14 protein-coding genes are annotated in these 20,203 nt (G+C 72.4%); 3 read left to right on the forward strand and 11 right to left on the reverse strand.

The genetic code is table 11. The annotated features are described in order from the left end of the window. The first annotated feature begins 196 nt into the window (after positions 1-196). The gene (locus tag ACFYWQ_RS12340) at positions 197-2,200 is read left to right on the forward strand and encodes an alpha-glucuronidase (RefSeq protein ID WP_389515443.1); all 2,004 of its coding nucleotides are present in this window, start codon (positions 197-199) and stop codon (positions 2,198-2,200) included. Here the strand turns inward: ACFYWQ_RS12340 and ACFYWQ_RS12345 are convergent. Genes ACFYWQ_RS12345 through ACFYWQ_RS12370 form a run of 6 tightly spaced genes read right to left on the reverse strand, consistent with a single transcriptional unit; the run spans position 2,194 to position 10,144 of the window. Beyond that, on the reverse strand, positions 2,194-4,263 hold the full coding sequence (locus ACFYWQ_RS12345) for a beta-galactosidase (protein WP_389515445.1): 2,070 nt from the start codon (positions 4,261-4,263) through the stop codon (positions 2,194-2,196). The two genes, ACFYWQ_RS12340 and ACFYWQ_RS12345, sit on opposite strands and share 7 nt — an antisense overlap. Further along, positions 4,260-5,048 carry a hypothetical protein gene (locus ACFYWQ_RS12350; RefSeq protein ID WP_389515447.1) on the reverse strand — a complete coding sequence of 263 codons (789 nt, stop codon included), beginning with the start codon at positions 5,046-5,048 and terminating at the stop codon, positions 4,260-4,262. The genes ACFYWQ_RS12345 and ACFYWQ_RS12350 overlap by 4 nt, the downstream gene beginning before the upstream one ends. After that, positions 5,045-6,556 (reverse strand): xylan 1,4-beta-xylosidase, encoded by a 1,512-nt coding sequence (locus ACFYWQ_RS12355; RefSeq protein WP_389515449.1) that lies wholly within the window; start codon positions 6,554-6,556, stop codon positions 5,045-5,047. The genes ACFYWQ_RS12350 and ACFYWQ_RS12355 overlap by 4 nt, the downstream gene beginning before the upstream one ends. Then, on the reverse strand, positions 6,553-8,238 hold the full coding sequence (locus ACFYWQ_RS12360; RefSeq protein WP_389515452.1) for an extracellular solute-binding protein: 1,686 nt from the start codon (positions 8,236-8,238) through the stop codon (positions 6,553-6,555). Before ACFYWQ_RS12360 ends, ACFYWQ_RS12355 begins: the two co-directional genes overlap by 4 nt. Positions 8,239-8,276: 38 nt before the next feature. Continuing rightward, positions 8,277-9,158 (reverse strand): carbohydrate ABC transporter permease, encoded by an 882-nt coding sequence (locus ACFYWQ_RS12365; protein WP_389515454.1) that lies wholly within the window; start codon positions 9,156-9,158, stop codon positions 8,277-8,279. Next, positions 9,152-10,144, reverse strand: a complete 993-nt coding sequence (locus ACFYWQ_RS12370; RefSeq protein WP_389515456.1) for an ABC transporter permease — start codon at positions 10,142-10,144, stop codon at positions 9,152-9,154. Before ACFYWQ_RS12370 ends, ACFYWQ_RS12365 begins: the two co-directional genes overlap by 7 nt. Before the next feature lie 225 nt (positions 10,145-10,369). Here ACFYWQ_RS12370 and ACFYWQ_RS12375 point away from each other — a divergent pair, with 225 nt between their 5' ends. Continuing rightward, complete coding sequence (locus ACFYWQ_RS12375; RefSeq protein WP_389515458.1) at positions 10,370-11,398, forward strand: acetylxylan esterase; 1,029 nt, start codon at positions 10,370-10,372, stop codon at positions 11,396-11,398. 482 nt (positions 11,399-11,880) lie between these two features. Here the strand turns inward: ACFYWQ_RS12375 and ACFYWQ_RS12380 are convergent, their stop codons facing one another. From ACFYWQ_RS12380 to acnA, 5 genes are all read right to left on the reverse strand, one after another. After that, entirely contained in the window at positions 11,881-12,951 is a 1,071-nt protein-coding gene (locus ACFYWQ_RS12380; protein ID WP_389515460.1) for a lytic polysaccharide monooxygenase, read from the reverse strand. Between the two features lie 315 nt (positions 12,952-13,266). After that, positions 13,267-13,479: a DUF4287 domain-containing protein gene (locus ACFYWQ_RS12385; protein ID WP_389515462.1), complete on the reverse strand. Its 213-nt coding sequence runs from the start codon at positions 13,477-13,479 to the stop codon at positions 13,267-13,269. A 161-nt stretch (positions 13,480-13,640) separates the two neighbouring features. After that, a complete protein-coding gene (locus ACFYWQ_RS12390) occupies positions 13,641-15,194 on the reverse strand; it encodes a sensor histidine kinase (protein WP_389515464.1) in 1,554 nt (517 codons plus the stop codon). Beyond that, complete coding sequence (locus ACFYWQ_RS12395; protein ID WP_389515466.1) at positions 15,191-15,916, reverse strand: response regulator transcription factor; 726 nt, start codon at positions 15,914-15,916, stop codon at positions 15,191-15,193. Before ACFYWQ_RS12395 ends, ACFYWQ_RS12390 begins: the two co-directional genes overlap by 4 nt. 191 nt (positions 15,917-16,107) lie before the next feature. After that, positions 16,108-18,825, reverse strand: a complete 2,718-nt coding sequence (gene acnA / locus ACFYWQ_RS12400; protein WP_389515467.1) for an aconitate hydratase AcnA — start codon at positions 18,823-18,825, stop codon at positions 16,108-16,110. 344 nt (positions 18,826-19,169) lie between these two features. On the opposite strand from acnA, the gene ACFYWQ_RS12405 reads away from it, so the two are divergent. Beyond that, a complete protein-coding gene (locus tag ACFYWQ_RS12405) occupies positions 19,170-20,141 on the forward strand; it encodes an Lrp/AsnC family transcriptional regulator (RefSeq protein WP_389515469.1) in 972 nt (323 codons plus the stop codon). The last annotated feature ends 62 nt before the right edge of the window (positions 20,142-20,203 follow it).

Genomic DNA, 20,203 nt, shown 5'->3' on the forward strand with positions numbered 1-20,203 from the left:
CCGTGGGTCTTTTCCGAGTTGAGACCTCCCGGAAATACAAGCGGATCGGCAACCCGGTGCCGGAAAACGTGCGACCGACGGCGTTCACCCACTGACCCGCCCTGCACATCTGTTCCATAATGATCAGGCGCCCCGTTCCCCACGGCGGCGCCGCGCGCGGGAGATGCGCGGCGACCGTCCCGTCACCGGAGGGTTCATGCCGCTTCCCGTGCCCGTGCCCGTCCTGCCCGAGGGAATCGACCCCGCCTGGCTGCCCCCGGAGGCCTTCCGGCCGCTGGGCGCCCGGCGGACCCTGATCCGCGGCTCCGGGCCGCTCGTGGAGACGGTGCACGGGGAAGTGGCGGACGCATGCCGCCGGTTCGGCGGAGAGGTCGTACGGGACGACGACGGCACGGCCGCCCCGTACGACCTCGTGCTGTGCCGGGCCGCCGGCCCGGAGGACCTGGGCGACGAGGGGTTCGCCTGGGAGCGGGCCGACGGCACCACCACGGTCACCGCGTCCGGCCCGCGGGGGCTGCTGTACGGCCTGTTCCACGTGGTGCGGCTCGGTGAGGACGCCTTCCGGGGCGAGCAGCCGCGCGAGGTGCACCGGCCGGCGGTGGCGCTGCGGATGCTGGACCACTGGGACAACGTGGCCGTGCACCCGGTCATGGGCCAGGTGGAGCGCGGCTACGCGGGCGGTTCGCTGTTCTGGCGGGACGGGCGGGCTCGCGGGGAGCTGGAGCGCGTCCGGGCGTACGGGCGGCTGCTCGCCGCCTGCGGGGTCAACGCCGTCTGCGTCAACAACGTCAACGTGCACGCGACCGAGGCACGGCTGCTGACCGACCGGCTCGGTGAGGTCGCCGACATCGCGGCGGCGTTGCGCCCGTACGGCGTCCGCACGCATCTGTCGGTCACCTTCGCCGCGCCCGTGCTGCTCGGGGGGCCGGCCACGGCGGATCCGCTGGACGCGTCCGTGCGGGCCTGGTGGGCCGACGCGGCCGCGCGGGTGTACGCGGCGATCCCGGACTTCGGCGGGTTCGTGGTGAAGGCCGACTCGGAGGGCCAGCCGGGACCGTTCGCCTACGGCCGCTCGCACGCGGACGGCGCGAACGCGCTGGCCGCCGCGCTCGCCCCGCACGGCGGCACGGTCCACTGGCGCGCGTTCGTCTACGACCACCGGCAGGACTGGCGGGACCGCACGACGGACCGGGCGCGCGCCGCGTACGACCATTTCGCGCCGCTGGACGGGGAGTTCGCGGACAACGCGGTGCTCCAGGTGAAACACGGGCCGATGGACTTCCAGGTGCGCGAGCCGGTCTCCCCGGTGCTCGGGGCGATGCCGCGCACCCGGCTCGCGGTGGAGGTGCAGGCCACGCAGGAGTACACCGGGCAGCAGCGGCACGTGTGCTGGCTCGGCCCGATGTGGAGCGAGGCGCTGCGGTTCCGGCCGGACGGTGACGCCGGGGGATGCGTCGGGGAGGTGGCGCGGGGCGGACTCGTCGCGGTGTCCAACGTGGGCGACGACCCGTTCTGGACCGGCCATCCGCTGGCCCAGGCGAACCTGTACACCTTCGGGCGCCTCGCCTGGCGGCCGGACGACGACCCCCGGCGGATCCTCGGCGAGTGGATCGGCCTCACCTTCCCCTCCGCCCCCGAGCGCCTGGTCACCGGCCTGCGCGCGGTGCTGCACGGCTCGTGGCGGACGTACGAGAAGTACACCGCGCCGCTCGGCGTCGGGTTCATGGTGCAGCCCGGGCACCACTACGGGCCGAGCGTGGACGGCTACGAGTACAGCCCCTGGGGCACCTACCACTTCGCCGACCGCGACGGCGTCGGCGTCGACCGCAGCGCCGCCACCGGCACCGGGTACGCCGCCCAGTACGGCACGGCGTGGGCCGAGGTCTACGAGTCCCCCGGCTCGTGCCCCGACGAACTGCTGCTGTTCTTCCACCACGTCCCCTACGGGCACGTCCTGCACAGCGGGAAGACGGTGATCCAGCACATCTACGACAGCCACTTCGAGGGCGTCGAGGAGACGGAGGAGGCCCTCCGGGTGTGGGAGGGCCTCGCGGACCTGGTGGCACCGGCCCGCCACGCGCGCGTGGCCGAGCGGTACGCCGAGCAGCTGCGGAGCGCCCGGGAGTGGCGGGACCAGGTGAACAGCTACTTCCTGCGCAAGTCGGGGGTGCCGGACGAGCGGGGGCGGACCGTCTACTGAAGCCGGAGGACGGCCACGCCGAGCGGGTCGAGGGTGAGGGGGGCACCCCGCTCGATCCGCTTGCCCGTGAGCAGGTCGGTGGCGTCGGTGTGCGCGGTGAGGGGGGCCGGCTCCGGGGCGTGGTTGAGGAGGAAGAGCAGGCGCGTGCCGTCGGGGGTGACGCGGTGGGCGGTCTCGACGGCGGGCCGGTCGGCGTAGGGGCCGATCAGGCCGTGGCGGGCCAGCACGCGGCGGACGACGTCGTCGACGCCGGGCTGGTCCAGGGCTGTGGCCACGTACCAGGCCTCTCCCGCGCCGAAGCGGTGGCGGGTGACGGCCGGGGTGCCGGCGTAGAAGTCGGCGCCGTACGTGGCGACCGGTTCCGCGCCGCGCGGCTGGACGATCTCGAAGACGAGCCGGGCCCCGTGGCGCGACGCGCCGATGGTGACGGGCTGGACGACGTCCTCGGGGCGGGCGTCCCACTCGTCGACGCGGATGCCCAGCAGGCCGGCCAGCGGTCCCGGCACGTCGGTGGGGAACGCCCGGTCGTGCTCGTCGCAGCGGGCCGTGAGGAACGTCGCGAGGACGGTGCCGCCGCGGCGGGCCACCTCCTCCAGGCGGTCGGCGAGATCGCCCTTGACCAGGTGGAGGACGGGGGCGAGGACCACGTCGTAGCCGGTCAGGTCGGCGGTGACGGGGACGACGTCCACGTCGGCGCCCGCCTCGCGGGCGGCCCGGTAGTAGGCGTGGACGACGTCCGGGTAGCGGACCAGCCGGGAGGGGCCGTCGGAGATCTCCAGCGCCCACCAGCTGTCCCAGTCGAAGAGCAGGGCGGTCCGGGCGGGGGTGCGGGCGCCCAGGGTGGCGTCGCCGAGGGCGGTCAGCTCCTCGCCCAGGGCGGCGACCTCCCGGAAGACGCGGGTGTCGTCGCGGCCCGCGTGCCCGATCACCGCGCCGAAGTACTTCTCGCAGGCGCCGCGCGAGGCCCGCATCTGGAAGTAGAGGGTGGCGTCGGCTCCGTGGGCGATCGCCTGCCAGGTGGCCAGGCGCAGCTCGCCGGGGCGGCGCAGCGGGTTCACGTCGTGGCAGGCGGTGGTGGACGGGGTCTGCTCCATCAGCCAGAAGGGGGCGCCGTCCTTCAGTCCGCGCATCAGGTCGTGGCCGAGGGCCGGCCGGGAGGGCGGGGCGCCCAGGGGCGGGTAGCTGTCCCAGGAGGCGAAGTCGAGGTGGGGGGCCCAGCGGTGGTAGTCGAGCGGCCGGTAGGCGCCCATGAAGTTGGTGGTGACGGGGGTGGCGGGGTCGTGGGCGCGGATCGCCTCCTTCTCGGCGGTGAAGCAGCCGAGCAGGGCGTCGGTCATGAAGCGCTGGTAGTCGAGGGTGATGCCCTGGAAGGCGGTGTGGTCGGGGCCGCGCCAGTGCTCGGTGAGGGCGCTCGGCGGCTCGATCTGGTCCCAGTCCGTGTAGCGGTGCGACCAGAAGGTGGTCCACCAGGCGTCGTTGAGGGCGTCGAGCGTGCCGTACCGCGCGCGCAGCCAGCCGCGGAAGTCCTCGGCGCACAGGTCGCAGTAGCAGGCGCCGCCGTACTCGTTGTTGATGTGCCAGGCGAGCAGCGCGGGGTGGCCGGCGTACCGTTCGGCGAGCCGGCCGGCGAGCGCCGTCGACAGGCGGCGGTACGCCGGTGAGGCGGGGCAGAAGTTGTGGCGCTGGCCGTAGCGGTGCCGGCGGCCCTCGAAGTCGGTGCGGTTGACCTCCGGGTACGCCTTGGCGAGCCAGGGCGGGACGGCGGCGGTGCCGGTGGCGAGGACGGCACGGCGGCCCTCGGCCGCGGCGCGGTCGAGGATCCGGTCCAGGACGGTGAAGTCGTAGGCGCCCTCGGTGGGCTCGGTGAGCGACCAGGAGAAGACGCCGACGGTGAGCGTGTCGACGCCGGCCCGCGTGAACAGGCGGTGGTCGTCGTCCCACACGTCGTCCGGCCACTGTTCGGGGTTGTAGTCACCGCCGTAGGCGATCTTGGCGGTGGTGGGGAGGTGGCCGGGGTGCGGGCGGTCGCCGGGGTTTCCGGTGGCGGGGGCGGGGGCGGTCATACGGTGAAGTCCTCCTGGGTCTCGGCGATCACCGGGCGGCTCGAGCGGAGCAGGGAGAGCAGCAGCGGGGCGGCGAGGAGAGCGGGCAGGGCCTCGGTCAGCAGGGCGGTCAGCGCGCCGGTCAGGACGAGCAGGGAGGCGGCGGCGAGGGTGGCCCGGCCGTGCCGGAGCAGGAAGTAGGCGGCGAGGCGGGCGGTGTCGCGGGCGCGGAAGGCGAAGAGGGAGGTGAGCAGGAGGGCGTGGGCGCCCCACAGCAGGGAGCCGGCGCCGACCGCGCCGAGGAGGGCGGCCCACCAGGTGGGCAGGCCGGTGGCGGCGAAGTGGGTGAGGGTGAAGGCGATCACCGTCAGCCAGGCCAGCAGCGGCGTCCACAGCTTCAGCGCGGGGAGGGCGTTGAGGCGCAGGCCGCGCCGGTAGACGCGGGCCGGGTGCAGGTCGGTGAGGTCGCGCCCGCGGTGGTGCAGGGCGTACACGGCGGCCGAGACGGCCGGGCCGAGCGGCAGCAGGCAGACGGCGGCGAGCGGCAGGTTGGCGGGGTCGGGGCCGAGCAGGAACAGGACGGCGAGACCGGGGGCGGCGGTCGCCAGGAGCAGGGCCTCGACGGTGAGGAGGGTGTGCAGGAGGGCGGCGGCGCGGGAGAGGGGTCCGGTGCCGGGGTCCGCGGTGCGGGAGCGGGACCCGGAGCCGAGGTCCGCGGTGCGGGAGCGGGACCCGGAGCCGAGGTCCGCGGTGCGGGAGCGGGACCCGGAGCCGGGGTCCGCGGTGCGTACGGTGCTGGTGCTCATGGCGCCTCCCGGCCGAGCAGTCGGCGCTCGTCCCACCAGGGTGGGGTCTCGTCGGTGAGCGGGGTGAGCTCGACGAGGGTGATCTCGTGGCGGGCCAGGGTCAGGCGCAGGTCGGCGCGGCCGTCGTGCAGGGGGAGGCGGCGGTGGCCGCGGGCGGGTTCGGCGGCCTCGTGCAGGACGTCCAGCTGCCCGGGGCCCGGCGAGCGCGGGCTGCCCATGTGCCGCCAGGCGGTGTGGGCGTTGCCGTGCTCCTCGTCCACGGTGGACCGGCGGACGAAGGCCTCGCCGCGGGCCGCGAGGGGGACGGACAGGTGCAGGTCGTGGCGGTCGGGGCCGGGGGTGGCGCCGGTCGGGTCGACGGGCGCCCAGGCCAGGACGGCGACCCGGCCGTCGGGGTGGCGGGTGACGAGGTGGTCGTCGCCGCGGGCGAGCAGTTCGGGGCCGGTCCGGGCCATGAACGCGTACAGGTGGTACGTCGGTTTGCGCACCTGGCGGTGGGTGAGCAGGCCGAAGCCGCCGTGGAAGAGGGCGGTGGGGACTCCGGTCTCCTCGAACATGTCGCTGAAGGTCCAGTAGGAGAACGAGTCGGCCAGGTCGCCGCCCGCGGCGACCACCGGGGCCAGGTAGGCGGCGTGGAACGCGGTGTCGTGGACGGGGTTGTCGGGGCGGTAGGAGGAGTTGAACTCGGTGATGTGGACGGGCAGTGCGGCGTACCGGGTGTCCCGGAGCTGACGCCGCGGGGTGGCGAACTGCTCCAGCAGGCCGCTCGCCGGGCCGAGCGTCTGGTGGACGCCGAAGGGCACGTGCTGGGCGGGCCCGGAGGTGTAGGCGTGCCGGGAGACGAAGTCGAGGGGGACCGCGCGGTCCTCGGCGAACCCGGCGAACCGGACCAGCCAGTCGTCGGCGCCCGGGGAGATCGCGGGCCCGCCGACCTGGAGGCCCGCGTCCACCTCCTTCACGGTGTGCGCGGTCACCTCGTACAGCCGGTGGTACGCCTTCTCGTCCGCGTCCTGCCAGAAGTCGGGCAGGTTGGGCTCGTTCCACACCTCGATCGGCCAGGTGCGGACCTCGGCGAGGCCGTAGCGGTCGACGAGGTGGGTGAGGGTGGCGCGGACCAGGTCGGCCCACTCCCGGTGGGAGCGGGGCGGGGTGACGTTGCCGCCCCACCAGAACACCGTCCGCTCCCCCGAGGCCAGCTCCGTGGGCATGAAGCCGAGTTCGAGGAAGGGGCGGATCCCGAGGGCGAGGTAGGTGTCGACGACCTGGTCGACGTAGGTGAAGGCGTGGTGGACCCGGCGGGTGCCCTGGTGCTCGTACGGCCGGTACACGCCCATGCCGTCGCTGAACAGGCCGTGGCCCCGGATGTGCCGGAAGCCGATCTCGCGCTGGAGGAGGGCGAGGGAGTCCTGGTGGTCGCGGCGCAGGGCGAGTTCGGTCCGGCCGGTGCCGACGCAGTGCCGCCAGGCGTCGGAGAGCCGGCCGGTGGCCTCCGCGGGGACGCGGATCACCCGTTCTCCTTCGCGAAGCGCTCGCGCGCCTTGTTGTGCAGGGCGACGAGCTGGTCCATGTTCTTCGCCTTCAGCTCGCCGACGTAGGCGTCCCACTCGGACAGGGGGCGCTTGCCGAGGGCGAACTTGAGCGCGTTCTGGGTGACGTGGTCCCGCAGCGGGGTGTCCCACAGGGTGGCCTGCTCCTGCTCCACCGACTGGAGCGGGTGGGCGGGGCCGATCGGCAGCTGCTGCCGCTGGGCCATGGCGTCCTGGAACGTCTTCTCGTCGGCGCTGAAGGAGGAGGAGACCAGGGCCCAGCTGCCGCCGTAGGTGAAGACGCCGTTGAAGAAGCCGTAGTCCTTCTGGAGGTCCTTCGGGGCGTCGGGGTCCGAGCCCATGAGGCTGATGCCGTCCTCGAGCGTGTACCGGTCGCCGGAGCGGGTGTAGGTGACGCCCTCGACGCCCCACTTGGCGAACCGCTGGCCCTCGTCGGAGTACCACAGCCAGTCCACGAACTGCATCATCGCGACGAAGCCGTCGCTGTCGAGCGCCTTGCGGGAGACCATCACGCCGTTCTCCAGGCGGGCGCCGCCGATCACCACCGGGCCGGCCGGGCCGAGCGGTACCGGGACCATCTCGATGGTCGCGCCCGGGACCTGCTTCTCCAGGTTGTAGCGGTAGTTCTGCACCAGCTCCTGGGGGTTGGCGCTGATCGCGAAGGCCTTCTCGGACAGCAGTTTCTTCACCGCGTCGTCGTCGGTCTGGGTGAAGCTCTCGGGGTCCACGAGCTTCTCGGCGACCAGCTTCCTCAGGTACGCGAGCATCTCGCGCCAGGCGTCCGTCGCGCCGGTGAAGACGAACTCCCCCGCCGGGTCGTCCCAGCTGATGTTGTCGTAGCTCCAGCCCGCCCGGACTCCGTACGCCTGCCCGAGGTAGCTGAAGAGGGCGGCGGCGGGGTAGGGCGTGTTGGTGCTCCAGCGGTCGGTGAAGGGGTAGCGGTCGGGGTACTCCGCCTTGATCGCCCGGAGGACGGTGTGCACCTCGTCCCAGGTGGTGGGCAGGGCCAGGCCGAGCCGGTCGAGGACGTCGGTGCGCAGGGACAGCGAGTAGCCGGACTTGACCTTCTCGTGCAGGCCGGGCAGGAGGTAGTACTTGCCGTCGGACTGGCGGATGGAGTCGAGCTCGGGCTCCAGGCCCCACTTCTTCACCTTGTCGAGGAAGTTGGGCATCAGGTGCGTGTAGTCGCTGACCGCGAGGATCGCGCCGGACGCCACGAACGCGACCTCCGACGGGTGGTACGTCTTCGGGATCAGGAAGGGGGCGTCGCCCGCGCCGATGAGCAGGCTGCGCTTCTTCTCGTAGTCGCTCAGCGGCACCGACACCGGCTTGAACGTGACGCCGGTGCGCCGGGTGAGCTCCTTCCAGAACAGCCAGTCCTTCTTCATCGGGTAGCCCGGGTTGTCGTTGTGCAGGACCGAGAAGGACAGCGCCCCGGCCGCCTTGAACTGCTGGCCGGCCCGGTACTCCTTCATCGCGCCGTTCCGCTTCTTGGAGAGGTCCTTGGAGCCCCCTCCGTCGTCGCCGCTGCCGCAGCCGGTCAGGCCGGCGAGGCCGATGAAACCGGCGGCGGCCAGGACCTGCCGCCGCGACAGCTGTCCGCGGTTCGCCCGCTCCGCCTTCTTCTGTGCCGCGTTCTTCACGGATACTCCCTTGGGTCCGTACGTCGGGTGCGGGACCGTCAGCCCTTGACCGCGCCGAGCATCACGCCCGAGACGAAGTAGCGCTGGACGAACGGGTACACGCAGAGGATGGGAAGCGAGGTCAGCACGATGGTGACCGCCTGGATGTTCGCCGCGACCTGGGTGCCCTGCTCGGTGGTGGCGCCGGCGCTGGTGGCGCCGGTGGCGCCCGCGATGAGGTTGCGCAGGTAGACCGTGACCGGCATCAGGTCGGCGCTGTCCATGTAGAGGAAGGCGGAGAACCAGGAGTTCCAGAAGGACACCGAGTAGAACAGCACCATCGTCGCGATGACCGCCTTGGACAGCGGCAGCACGATCCTGAGCAGGATGCCGTACGTGCTCAGGCCGTCGATCTCCGCGGCCTCCTCCAGCTCGGCCGGCAGGCTCTCGAAGAACGCCTTCATCACCAGCAGGTTGAAGACGCTGATCGCGTTGGGCAGGGCGATCGCCCACACGGAGTTCTTCAGTCCGAGGCTGGTGATCAGCACGTAGTGGGGGATCAGGCCGCCGGAGAAGAACATGGTGAACACGGCGACGCCGACGAGGACGCCGCGCCCCTTGAGGTTCTTCTTCGACAGGACGTAGGCGTAACAGGTCGTCAGGGTCATGGCGACGGCGGTGGAGACCACCGTGTAGAGCACCGTGTTGCCGTAGTTGCGCCAGAACATCGTGTCCCTGAGGACGATGTCGTAGGTGGTGAGGTCGAACCCCTTGGGCCACAGCGTCACCTCACCGGCCCGGATCTGCCGTTCGCCGCTGAAGGAGCGGGCGACGATGTTGGCGAAGGGGTAGAGGGTCACCAGCACGACGAGGCCGAGGATCACGCCGTTGACGCCCTGGAAGATCCGGTAGCCGCGGGTCGGCCGGTCGGGGCTCACCACAGGCTCGTCCCCACCGTGCGGCGCGACAGCTGGTTCGCGGAGGTGATCAGCACCAGCCCGATGACCGCCTCGAACAGGCCGATGGCGGCGGCGTAGCTGAAGCTGTTGGACTCCACGCCGGTCCGGTAGAGGTAGGTGGAGACCACGTCGGCCGTGGGATAGGTCAGCGGGTTGTACAGCAGCAGGATCTTCTCGAAGCCGACGGCCATGAAGGTGCCGATGTTCAGGATCAGCAGCGTGATCATGGTGGGGCGGATGCCGGGCAGGGTGACGTGCCAGATCTGCTGCCAGCGGTTCGCGCCGTCGATGCGGGCGGCCTCGTAGAGGTCGTCGTCGATCGTGGTGAGCGCCGCGAGGTAGAGGATCGTGCCCCAGCCCGCGGTCTGCCAGATCTCGGAGCCGACGTAGACCGTGCGGAACCACTCGGGTTCCTGGATGAACCGCACCGGGTCGTGGCCGAACCAGCCGAGGACGTGGTTGACCGGCCCGTCGGTGGCGAGCATCTGCATGGTGATGCCCGCGACGATCACGATCGACAGGAAGTGCGGCAGGTACGACACCGACTGCACGAACCGCTTGAGCGCCGTGCGACGCACCTCGTTGAGCAGCAGCGCCAGCACGATCGGGACCGGGAAGCAGAACACCAGGGTCAGCGCGCCCAGCCAGAGCGTGTTGCGGAAGACCTGCCAGAAGGTCGGGTCGGACAGGAACATCTCCACGTACCGCAGGCCCACCCACTGCTCGCCCAGGATCGAGCCGCCCGGCTCGAAGCGGCGGAAGGCGATCACGTTGCCGATCATCGGCAGGTAGCGGAAGACGAGGAAGAACAGCAGGGGCAGGACGGCCAGCGAGTACAGCTGCCAGTCGCGGCGCAGCGCCCGCCGCAGGCCGGTGCGCGCGGTGGGGCGGGCGGGGCAGGGGGTCCGGTCGGGGGGTGGTGGGTCCTGGGTGCCGGGGGGTGGTGCCGGCGTGGTGGAGGTGCTCATGCTCGGGCCTCCCGTGGGGGACGCGGTACCGAAACTTTCGAGCTCTTACCGGTAACTTCGCGGCAACTTAGGGGCACCCAGAAAGCGCTGTCAATGGGCGTGCGGGGATCATCCGCGACACGGATGCGGCGTTGGAACGCCCGGACAGCGGGGTAGAACCCGGGAGTCCACGCCCGCCGTCTCCGCAAGTTTCCTCCTTGCCACCGACTCCTGCGAGGTGTCGCCGTGCCCGCGTTCGACCTGCCGCCCAGGGAGCTGGAGCAGTACCGTCCGGCGCTCGAAGAGCCCGTCGACTTCGACGCGTTCTGGCGCGACACGCTCCAGGAGGCGTCCCGGCACGAGCCGTTGGTGTCCGTGGCGCCCGTGGAGACCGGTCTGCGCCTGACCCGCACCTGGGACGTGACCTTCCGCGGCTTCGCCGGCGACCCGGTGCGCGCCTGGTTCAGCCGGCCGGCCGACGTGGACGGCCCGCTGCCCGCCGTGGTGGAGTACGTCGGCTACGGCCGGGGCCGCGGCCTCCCCCACGAGCGGCTGACCTGGGTGAACGCCGGGTACGCGCATCTGCTGATGGACAACCGCGGCCAGGGCGACCAGTACGGCAACGGCGGCGCCACCGCCGATCCGCACGCCGTCGCGCCCGGCGGCCCCGGCCCGGCCGTCCGCGGCCTCCTCGCCCCGCACGACTACCACTACCGGCGTCTGATCACGGACGCGGTGCGGGCGGTGGCGGCGGTGCGGTCGCTGCCCGGCGTGGACGGGACGCGGGTCGCCGCCGTCGGCAACAGCCAGGGCGGCGGTCTCGCCCTGGCCGTCGCGGGCCTGGTCCCCGGGCTGGCGGCCGCGCTGGTCACCGCCCCGCTGCTGTGCGGCATCCGCCGCGCCCTGGACCTCACCGACGCGGGTCCCTACGGCGAGATCGCCGCGTACCTCTCCGTCCACCGGGGCCGGGAACGGGCCGCGTACCGCACGCTCTCCTACGTCGAGGGCGTCTCCTTCGCCCGCCGCGCCCACGCCCCGGCCCACTTCGGCACCGGCCTGCGCGACACGGTCTGCCCGCCGAGCGGCACGTACGCCGCCTTCAACCGGTACGGGGAGACGGCCGGCGGCGGGGGTGACGGCGAGGGGGACGGCGTGCGCAAGGAACTGCACGCGTATCCGTACAACGGGCACGAGGGGGGCGAGGCCGAGCAGGTGCGGCGGCAACTGGGCTGGCTGGCGGGGGTGCTGGGGCGGGAGCGGGCGAGGTCCGCCTGATCCCTACCGGATCGCGTCCCCGCCGACGCACGTCCCGGCCGGTCCACGTCCCCGCCGACACGCGTCCCCGCCGGTCCACGTCCCCGCCGACACGCGTCCCCGCCGGTCCACGTCCCCGCCGACACGCGTCCCGGCCGGTCCGCGTCCCCGCCGACACGCGTCCCGGCCGGTCCGCGTCCCCGTTGACGCACATCCCGGCCGCTCCGCGCCCCTGTCGGTCTACACCCCCGCCCCGCCCCCGCCCCCGCCGCCGATCCGCCCGGCCCTGCCGTGCGCCGTGACCGGACCCGGTGGGCACGCGGCTCGTGCGCCCACCGGGTCCGTGGCCGGCGGCGGCCGCCGGGTTCATGTCGGCGGCGGTCGCCGGGTCTGTGCCGGGTGCAGCCACCCGATCCGGGCCTGCGGCGGCCACCCGGTCCGTTCCCGGTGCAGCCACCCGATCCGGGCCTGCGGCGGTCGCCGGTCGGCCGGGCGGCCGTCGGTCAGCCGACCCGGCAGGGAAGGGTCGTCGTGCTGTCGCCGCCGGTGCCGGAGACGACGTATCCGAAGGTGGTGCTCTGGCCCGGACTGAGCGAGCCGTTCCAGTCGGCGTTGTGGACCATCACCGCCTGGCCGTCGTAGGTGGCGTTGCCGCTCCACAGGCTGGCGACCGTCTGGCCGTCCGGCAGGGTCCAGTCGACCATCCAGCCGAGCATCGGGACGTCGCCGGAGTTGGTGACGGTCACCTCGGACTGGTAGCCGCCGGTCCAGGAGCCCGTCGTCGTGCGGGTCGCCGTGCAGGTGCCGGGCACGGGCTCGGCCGGGTCGCCCGGCTCGTGGATGCCCGTGACCTCGCCGTCGCCGCCGTCGAAGACGACGTCGGAGCAGGAGTAGAAGGTCTCCTGGCTGTCGGAGCGCTGCCAGACCATGTAGACGATGTGGCGGCCCGACTTGTTCGCCGGGAGCTGTCCGCTCCAGGAGTAGTTGGCCTCGACCGTGCCCGGGGTGCCGTTGAGCGGCGGGTGGTCGACGGTGAGGAACGGCTGGTCCTCCATGTCGTCCCAGGTGAGGGTCTGGGTCGGGTCGAAGCCGTCCTTCGTGACGTAGACGTAGAACCAGCCCGGGTGCGCGGCCCAGGCGTTGTAGGAGAAGTCGACCGTCGCGCCCGAGGTGAGGTGGGTGAGCGGCCAGTCGTCGCGGGGGGCGTCGAAGCCGGTGAAGTTGGTGTTGCCGCCGCTGCACAGCTGCCCGTCGGGCACGAAGCCGCGGGTGCGGCCGGCGCCGTCGGAGCGCAGCACCGAGAACCAGTTGTAGAACGGCGTGGTGCCGCTGACCTGCTGGGCGTTGGCGCAGGCCGGGTTGACCGGTTTGATCTCACCGGTGTCGGTCAGCCCGTCCTGCCAGCACAGGAAGGTGCGGCTGGCGGGCTTCATGGGGGTGCCGTGGGCCTCGGCCTCACCGCCGGTGGTGACGACGATCAGGCCGAGGGCGGGGACGACGGCGAGGAGGGAGACGAGGACGAGGAAGAGGGCTCTGGTACGTGATCCCGAGCGGGAGGTACATGTCGTGATCATGACATGATCCATGGCGGAGTCCGTCCTTCCATGTACGGACCGGCGTGCGGGTACAGGGGGTACGGCGGCGGGGGCACCGGTGTGGTGCGGAGAGGGGGGTGCCCCGGACCGGCCGGGAGGGATGGGCGGAGGGGGAGCACTCCCGGGCGGGTTCCGGTCCGCCGATATGGGAGCGCTCCCACTCCACCTGAGGCGGAAGGTAGCGCGGAAAGACCGGCTTGTAAACGGGGTGGGACGCTGCCGTTTCGGCGGTGTCGCCCCGTGCGCCGCCGTTCGACGACGCACTTCCGACGGGCACCGCCCCTCCCGGCGCCGCTACGCGCCGGCGTCCTCGGCGAGCGTGTGCGCCACGAGCGCGTTGGCGTGGCCGTGCCCCAGGCCGTGCTCGGCCTTCAGCCAGTTCACCAGCTCCATGTGCCGGGTCAGCGGCGAGGAGCGGATCAGGTCCTTCCACTCCGCCACGGGACGGCCGTACTTCTTCTCGATCGACGGGAAGTAACTCGCGGGGCCCTTCACGGGTGCGGTCATGGCGGTCGGGTCCTTTTCCTGGGCTGGTCGACTTCCTGGGCGGGTCGACGATGTCGTCCGCTACGACCGCCCCGGCACGGGAAAGTGATCGCCCTAGCGATGTGATCTACGACACTCGCTCCGGCCGTCCGGAGTGCGGGGCCGTCCTCACGGCGCCGTCCTCACGGGACCGACGCCTCCGCCTCCCACGTCGTCGCCTCCGCCTCCGTCTCCGCCACGGCCGGCAGCTCGACGACGAACTCCGTGCGCCCCGGCTCGCTGCGGACGTCGATCCGCCCGCCGTGCGCCGTGGTGATCGCGGCGGCGATGGCGAGGCCGAGGCCCGCGCCGGTGGCCGCGGTGCTGCGGGCGCGGGAGGTGTCGGCCCGGGTGAAGCGGTCGAAGACGCTCGGCAGGAGGTCCGGCGGGATGCCGGGACCGTCGTCGCGGACCCGGACGGCGCACCGGCCGTCCCGCACGGTCACCACCGTGGTCACCCTGGTGCCCGCCGGGGTGTGCACCCGCGCGTTGGCCAGCAGGTTGGCCACCACCTGGTGGAGGCGGGCCTCGTCGCCGAGGACCAGGGGCGGGGGGTCCAGGCTCAGCTCCAGCTGCCAGTCGTGGTCGCCGCCCGCGGCCCGCGCGTCCCACACCGCCTCCGCGACCAGCGCGGCCAGGTCCACCTCGGCGGACTCCAGCGGCCGGCCCTCGTCCAGCCGGGCCAGCAGCAGCAGGTCCTCCACCAGACCGGTCATCCGCGCGGACTCGGCGGTCACCCGGCGCCAGGCCACGCCCGGCTCGATGCGGTCCGTGCCGCGGTTCATGAGTTCCGCGTACCCGGCGATGGAGGCGAGCGGGGTGCGCAGTTCATGGCTGGCGTCGGCGAGGAAGCGGCGCATGCGCTCCTCGCTGCGGCGGACCCGCTCCTCGCTGCGCTGGCGGGCGGCGAGCGAGGACTCCACGTGGTCGATCATGCGGTTGAGGGCGGCGCCGACCTGCCCGGCCTCGCTGGTCGGGTCGGTGTCCCGTTCGGGCACCCGGGTGAGGACGGCGACCTCGCCGCGGCACAGCGGCATCCGGGACACCTCGACCGCGGTGGCGGCGACCCGGCCGAGGGGGCGCAGCTGTCGTCGTATGACGAAGGCGCACACACATCCCGCGACGGCCAGTCCGGCGAGGGCGATGACGGCCTCGACCACCGCCAGTCCGCCGATCAGGCCCTCGACCTGGTCCCTCGGCAGGCCGACGATGACCCGGACGTCGTTGTTCTCGCGGGCGGTGAGGCGGTAGGTGCCCAGGCCGGGCAGGGTGCGGTTGTACAGGGCGCCGTCGGCGCGGATGCCCTCCAGGGCGGCGACCTGGGCGGAGCTGAACATCATGGGCGGGGCGTCCTGGCGGACGACGGCCGCGGACAGGATGGTGCCGTCCTCGTCGTAGCGGGCGGCGATCATCCCGAACGGCTGCCCGCTCTCCCTCAGGAAGGTGAGATCGGCCGCCAGCTCGGGGTGGAGGCACGCGCCGCCCAGGGCGCGGGCGGCGGCGTTGTCCACCCTGCCGTCGAGGTTGCCGTAGAGGAAGGCGCGCTGGGTGAGGACGGTGGTGACGGCCATCGCCGCGCACACGCCGACCAGGGTGACGACGATGAGGACCAGCAGCCGGGTGCGCAGGGAGCGGCCCGCCAGCCGCAGGGCGCGCGGGCCGCGACGGCGGGCGGTGCCGGTCCGCGGCGGGGTCATGAGCGGGCCCCCACCGGTCTGATGGCGTATCCGACGCCGCGCACGGTGTGGATCATCGGCGCGCGGCCGCGGTCGATCTTGCGGCGCAGGCTGGAGATGTACACCTCGACCAGGTTGCCGCCGCCGTCGAAGGAGCTGGACCAGACGTGGTCGAGGATCTGTGCCTTGCTCAGGACCTGCCGCGGATGGTCCATCAGCAGGCCGAGCAGGTCGAACTCCTTGGCGGTGAGGGCGATCCGGTCGCCGTCGCGGTGCACCTCGCGCGACTCGACGGCCACGACGAGGTCGCCGAGGACCCGGACGGAGTTGTCGGTGCGGGTCCGTTCGGCGCCGGCGCGGCGCAGCAGCCCGCGCAGCCGCACCACGACCTCCTCCAGCGAGAAGGGCTTGGTGACGTAGTCGTCGGCGCCGTTCTCCAGCCCGTCGATGCGGTGCTCCAGGGTGTCCCGCGCGGTCAGCATGAGCACCGGCAGCCCGGGGTTCTCGTGGCGCAGCCGGCGCAGGACCTGGATGCCGTCCAGGTCGGGCAGCATTCCGTCGAGCACGACGGCGTGCGGGGCGCAGCCGCGGGCCAGCCGCAGCGCGCTCTGCCCGTCGGGGGCGGGGTACGGGCGCCAGCCCGCCTCGGTCACGGCCACGGAGAGGACCTCGGTCAGCGCGGGCTCGTCGTCGACGATGAGCACGCGGACGCGGCCGGTTCGGGACGAGGAGGCGGCAGTCATGTCCCGATCCTGTCCCGGCCCGCTGAGGGAACCCTGTGTTCCACCTGAGGGTAGGTGATGACCCGGGGCGAACGCGGCGAAGTCCTGGAACAGGGCACACGGCACACGGCGAGGGCCGCACCCCCGGCACCGGGGATGCGGCCCTCGGCCGCCTGGGGCGGGCCGCCCTGCGGGGCGGCCCGCCCGACCGCCTACTTGCGGATCAGGCTGCGCAGCACGTACTGCATGATGCCGCCGTTGCGGTAGTAGTCGGCCTCACCGGGGGTGTCGATCCGGACGACCGCGTCGAACTCGACGCCCGTGTCGGTGGTGACCTTGACCGTGCTCGGCGTGGTGCCGTCGTTCAGCTCGGTCACGCCGGTGATGGAGAAGGTCTCCTCGCCGGTCAGGCCGAGCGAGTCGGCCGACTGGCCGGCCGGGAACTGGAGCGGCAGGACGCCCATGCCGATGAGGTTCGAGCGGTGGATGCGCTCGTACGACTCGGTGATGACGGCCTTGACGCCGAGGAGGGCCGTGCCCTTGGCCGCCCAGTCGCGGGACGAGCCGGAGCCGTACTCCTTGCCGCCCAGGATGACCAGCGGGGTGCCGGCGGCCTGGTAGTTCTGCGAGGCGTCGTAGATGAACGACACCGGGGCGCCGTCCTGGGTGAAGTCGCGGGTGTAGCCGCCCTCGGTGCCCGGCGCGATCTGGTTGCGCAGGCGGATGTTGGCGAACGTGCCGCGGATCATGACCTCGTGGTTGCCTCGGCGGGAGCCGTAGGAGTTGAAGTCACGACGCTCCACACCGTGCTCGGTGAGGTACTTGCCGGCCGGGGTGTCGGCCTTGATGGCGCCGGCCGGGGAGATGTGGTCGGTGGTGACCGAGTCGCCCAGCTTGGCGAGGACGCGGGCGCCCGTGATGTCGGAGACCGGGGTGGTCTCCATCGTCATGCCCTCGAAGTACGGGGGCTTGCGGACGTAGGTCGACTCCGGGTCCCACTCGAAGGTGTCGCCGGTCGGGATCGACAGGGACTGCCACTGGGCGTCGCCCGCGAAGACGTCCTGGTAGGACTTGCTGAACATGTCCTCGCCGATGGCGTTCGCCACGACGTCGTTGACCTCGGCCTCGGAGGGCCAGATGTCCTTCAGGTAGACCGGGTTGCCGTCCTGGTCGGCGCCCAGGGCGTCCCGGGTGATGTCCACCTTCATGGAGCCCGCGATGGCGTACGCGACGACCAGCGGCGGGGACGCCAGGTAGTTCATCTTGACGTCGGGGTTGATCCGGCCCTCGAAGTTCCGGTTGCCGGAGAGGACCGAGGTGACCGCGAGGTCGTGGTCGTTGACGGCCTTGGAGACCTCCTCCGGCAGCGGGCCGGAGTTGCCGATGCAGGTGGTGCAGCCGTAGCCGACGAGGTTGAAGCCGACCTTGTCGAGGTACGGGGTCAGGCCCGCCTTGTCGAAGTAGTCGGTGACGACCTTGGAACCCGGGGCGAGGGTGGTCTTGACCCACGGCTTGCGGGTCAGGCCCTTCTCCACGGCCTTCTTCGCGACGAGCGCGGCGGCGACCATGACGTACGGGTTGGAGGTGTTGGTGCAGGAGGTGATGGCCGCGACGGTGACCGCGCCGTGGTCGATCTCGTACGTCGAGCCGTCGGGGGCGGTGACGGTGACCGGGTTCGACGGGGCGCCGTTGGGCGCGACGGCCGGGGCGTCGGAGGCCGGGAAGGACTCCTGGCCCGCCTCGTCGACGACGTCGACGTAGTTGCGGACGTCCAGCTTGAACTGCTCGGCGGCGTTCGCGAGGACGATGCGGTCCTGCGGGCGCTTCGGGCCGGCGATCGACGGGACGACGGTGGACAGGTCCAGCTCGAGCTTCTCGGAGAAGTCCGGCTCGGCCTTCGGGTCCAGCCAGAGGCCCTGCTCCTTGGCGTACGCCTCGACGAGCGCGACCTGCTGCTCGGAGCGGCCGGTGAGCTTGAGGTAGTTCAGGGTCTCGCCGTCGATCGGGAAGATCGCGGCGGTGGAGCCGAACTCCGGCGACATGTTGCCGATGGTGGCGCGGTTGGCGAGCGAGGTGGCGGCCACGCCCTCGCCGTAGAACTCGACGAACTTGCCGACGACGCCGTGCTTGCGCAGCATCTCGGTGATCGTCAGCACCAGGTCGGTGGCGGTGGTGCCGGGCTTGAGCTCACCGGTCAGCTTGAAGCCGACGACGCGCGGGATGAGCATGGAGACCGGCTGGCCGAGCATCGCGGCCTCGGCCTCGATGCCGCCGACGCCCCAGCCGAGGACGCCGAGGCCGTTGACCATGGTGGTGTGCGAGTCGGTGCCGACCAGGGTGTCGGGGTAGGCCTGGCCGTTGCGGACCATGACCGTGCGCGCCAGGTGCTCGATGTTCACCTGGTGGACGATGCCGGTGCCGGGCGGTACGACCTTGAAGTCGTCGAAGGCGGTCTGGCCCCAGCGCAGGAACTGGTAGCGCTCCTTGTTGCGGCCGTACTCCAGCTCGACGTTCTGCGCGAAGGCGTCGTGGGTGCCGAACTTGTCGGCGATGACGGAGTGGTCGATGACCATCTCGGCCGGCGAGAGCGGGTTGACCTTCGCCGGGTCGCCGCCGAGCGCCTTGACGGCCTCGCGCATGGTGGCGAGGTCGACGACACAGGGCACGCCGGTGAAGTCCTGCATGATCACGCGGGCCGGCGTGAACTGGATCTCCTGGCTGGGCTGGGCCTGCGCGTCCCAGTCGCCGAGGGCGCGGATGTGGTCGGCGGTGATGTTCGCGCCGTCCTCCGTGCGGAGCAGGTTCTCCAGCAGGACCTTGAGGCTGTACGGCAGCCGGGCCGAGCCCTCCACCTTGTCCAGCCGGAAGATCTCGTACGACTCGTCGCCCACCTGCAGCGTGCTGCGGGCGTCGAAGCTGTTCGCCGACACGACAGTCTCCTTCATTGATGTGCGCGTACCACCGCACTCTGCCGCCACGCGGGCTTGGCCAATCCGCTAAGGTCAGGCTAAGTTAGGTAACCCTTACTAGGGTGGCGGCTGCGGTGCGCCTCGGCAGATATCTCGATGTCGAGATAACTCTAGTACATGGGGGCTGGTTGGTCATGCCCGGGTTCCCCGTGGCGCCCGTCGCAGCCCTGCCGGGAGGTCGGGTCGGGATCGAGACCGGGCGGGGTCGAGACCGAGACCGGGCGGGGTCGAGACCGGGCGGGGTCGAGACCGAGACCGGGCGGGGTCAGGTCGGGGCCGGCGCGGTCGGGATCTATCGTCTGCCCATGCCGTCTCCGTCTCTCGACACCGTCGACCTGAAGCTGCTCCAGGCGCTGGAACTGGACGGGCGGGCGCCCTTCAGCCGGATCGCGCAGGTGCTGGGCGTCTCCGACCAGACCGTCGCGCGCCGCTACCGGCGTCTGCGCACGCTGGCGCGCCTGCGGGTGACGGGCATGGTCGACGAGGGCCGCCTGGGCCTCGCCACGTGGATCGTGCGGCTCGGCTGCGAACGCAATACGGCGCCCCAGGTGGCCGCCGCCCTCGCGGGGCGCCCCGACACCCACTACGTCGACCTCGTCGCCGGCGGCACCGAGGTCGTCTGCGCGATCACCCCGCGCACCCCCAGGGAACGCGACGACCTCCTCCTGGACCGTCTCCAGCGCACCCCGTACGTCACCTCGGTCGGCGCCCACTGCGTCCTGCACACCTACTACGGCAACTCCCTGCGCTGGCTGCGCAAGCTCAGCGCCCTCGATCCCGACGAGGAGAGGGCGCTGCGGCTGCCCGCGCCGCCGCCCGCGAGGACGCCGGTCGACCTGGAACCCGCCGACCGCACGGTGCTGGAGCTGCTGCGACGGGACGGCCGGGCCACGCTCACCGAGCTCCAGGCGGCCACCGGCCAGGCCGAGGGGACCGTCAAGCGCCGCCTGGAACGGCTGCGGTCGACGGGCGTGCTGTACCTCGCGGTGGAGTACGACCACGAGCCCCTCGGGCAGAGCGTGGAGGCCCTGTGCTGGCTGACCGTCCCGCCGCACGCCCTCGCCGCGACGGGCCGGGCCGTCGCCGACCGTCCCGAGGTCCGCTTCGCCGCCGCCGTCACCGGCCGGGCGGGCCTCGTCGTCTCGGTGCTGTGCCGGACCACCGACGACCTGTACGCCTTCCTCGACGAGAGGACGGGCGCCCTGGCCGACGTCCGCGAGGCGGAGACCGTACTGACACTGCGGCGGGTCAAGGCCCTTACGGCGGAGGGCCGGTGAGGGACGGTCATGGCCCGTCCGGGCCGGGGTAGACGAAGGGCGAGGCACGGTCCCACGGTCCA

The organism is Streptomyces sp. NPDC003247 (assembly GCF_042888135.1).
Lineage (GTDB): Bacteria > Actinomycetota > Actinomycetes > Streptomycetales > Streptomycetaceae > Streptomyces.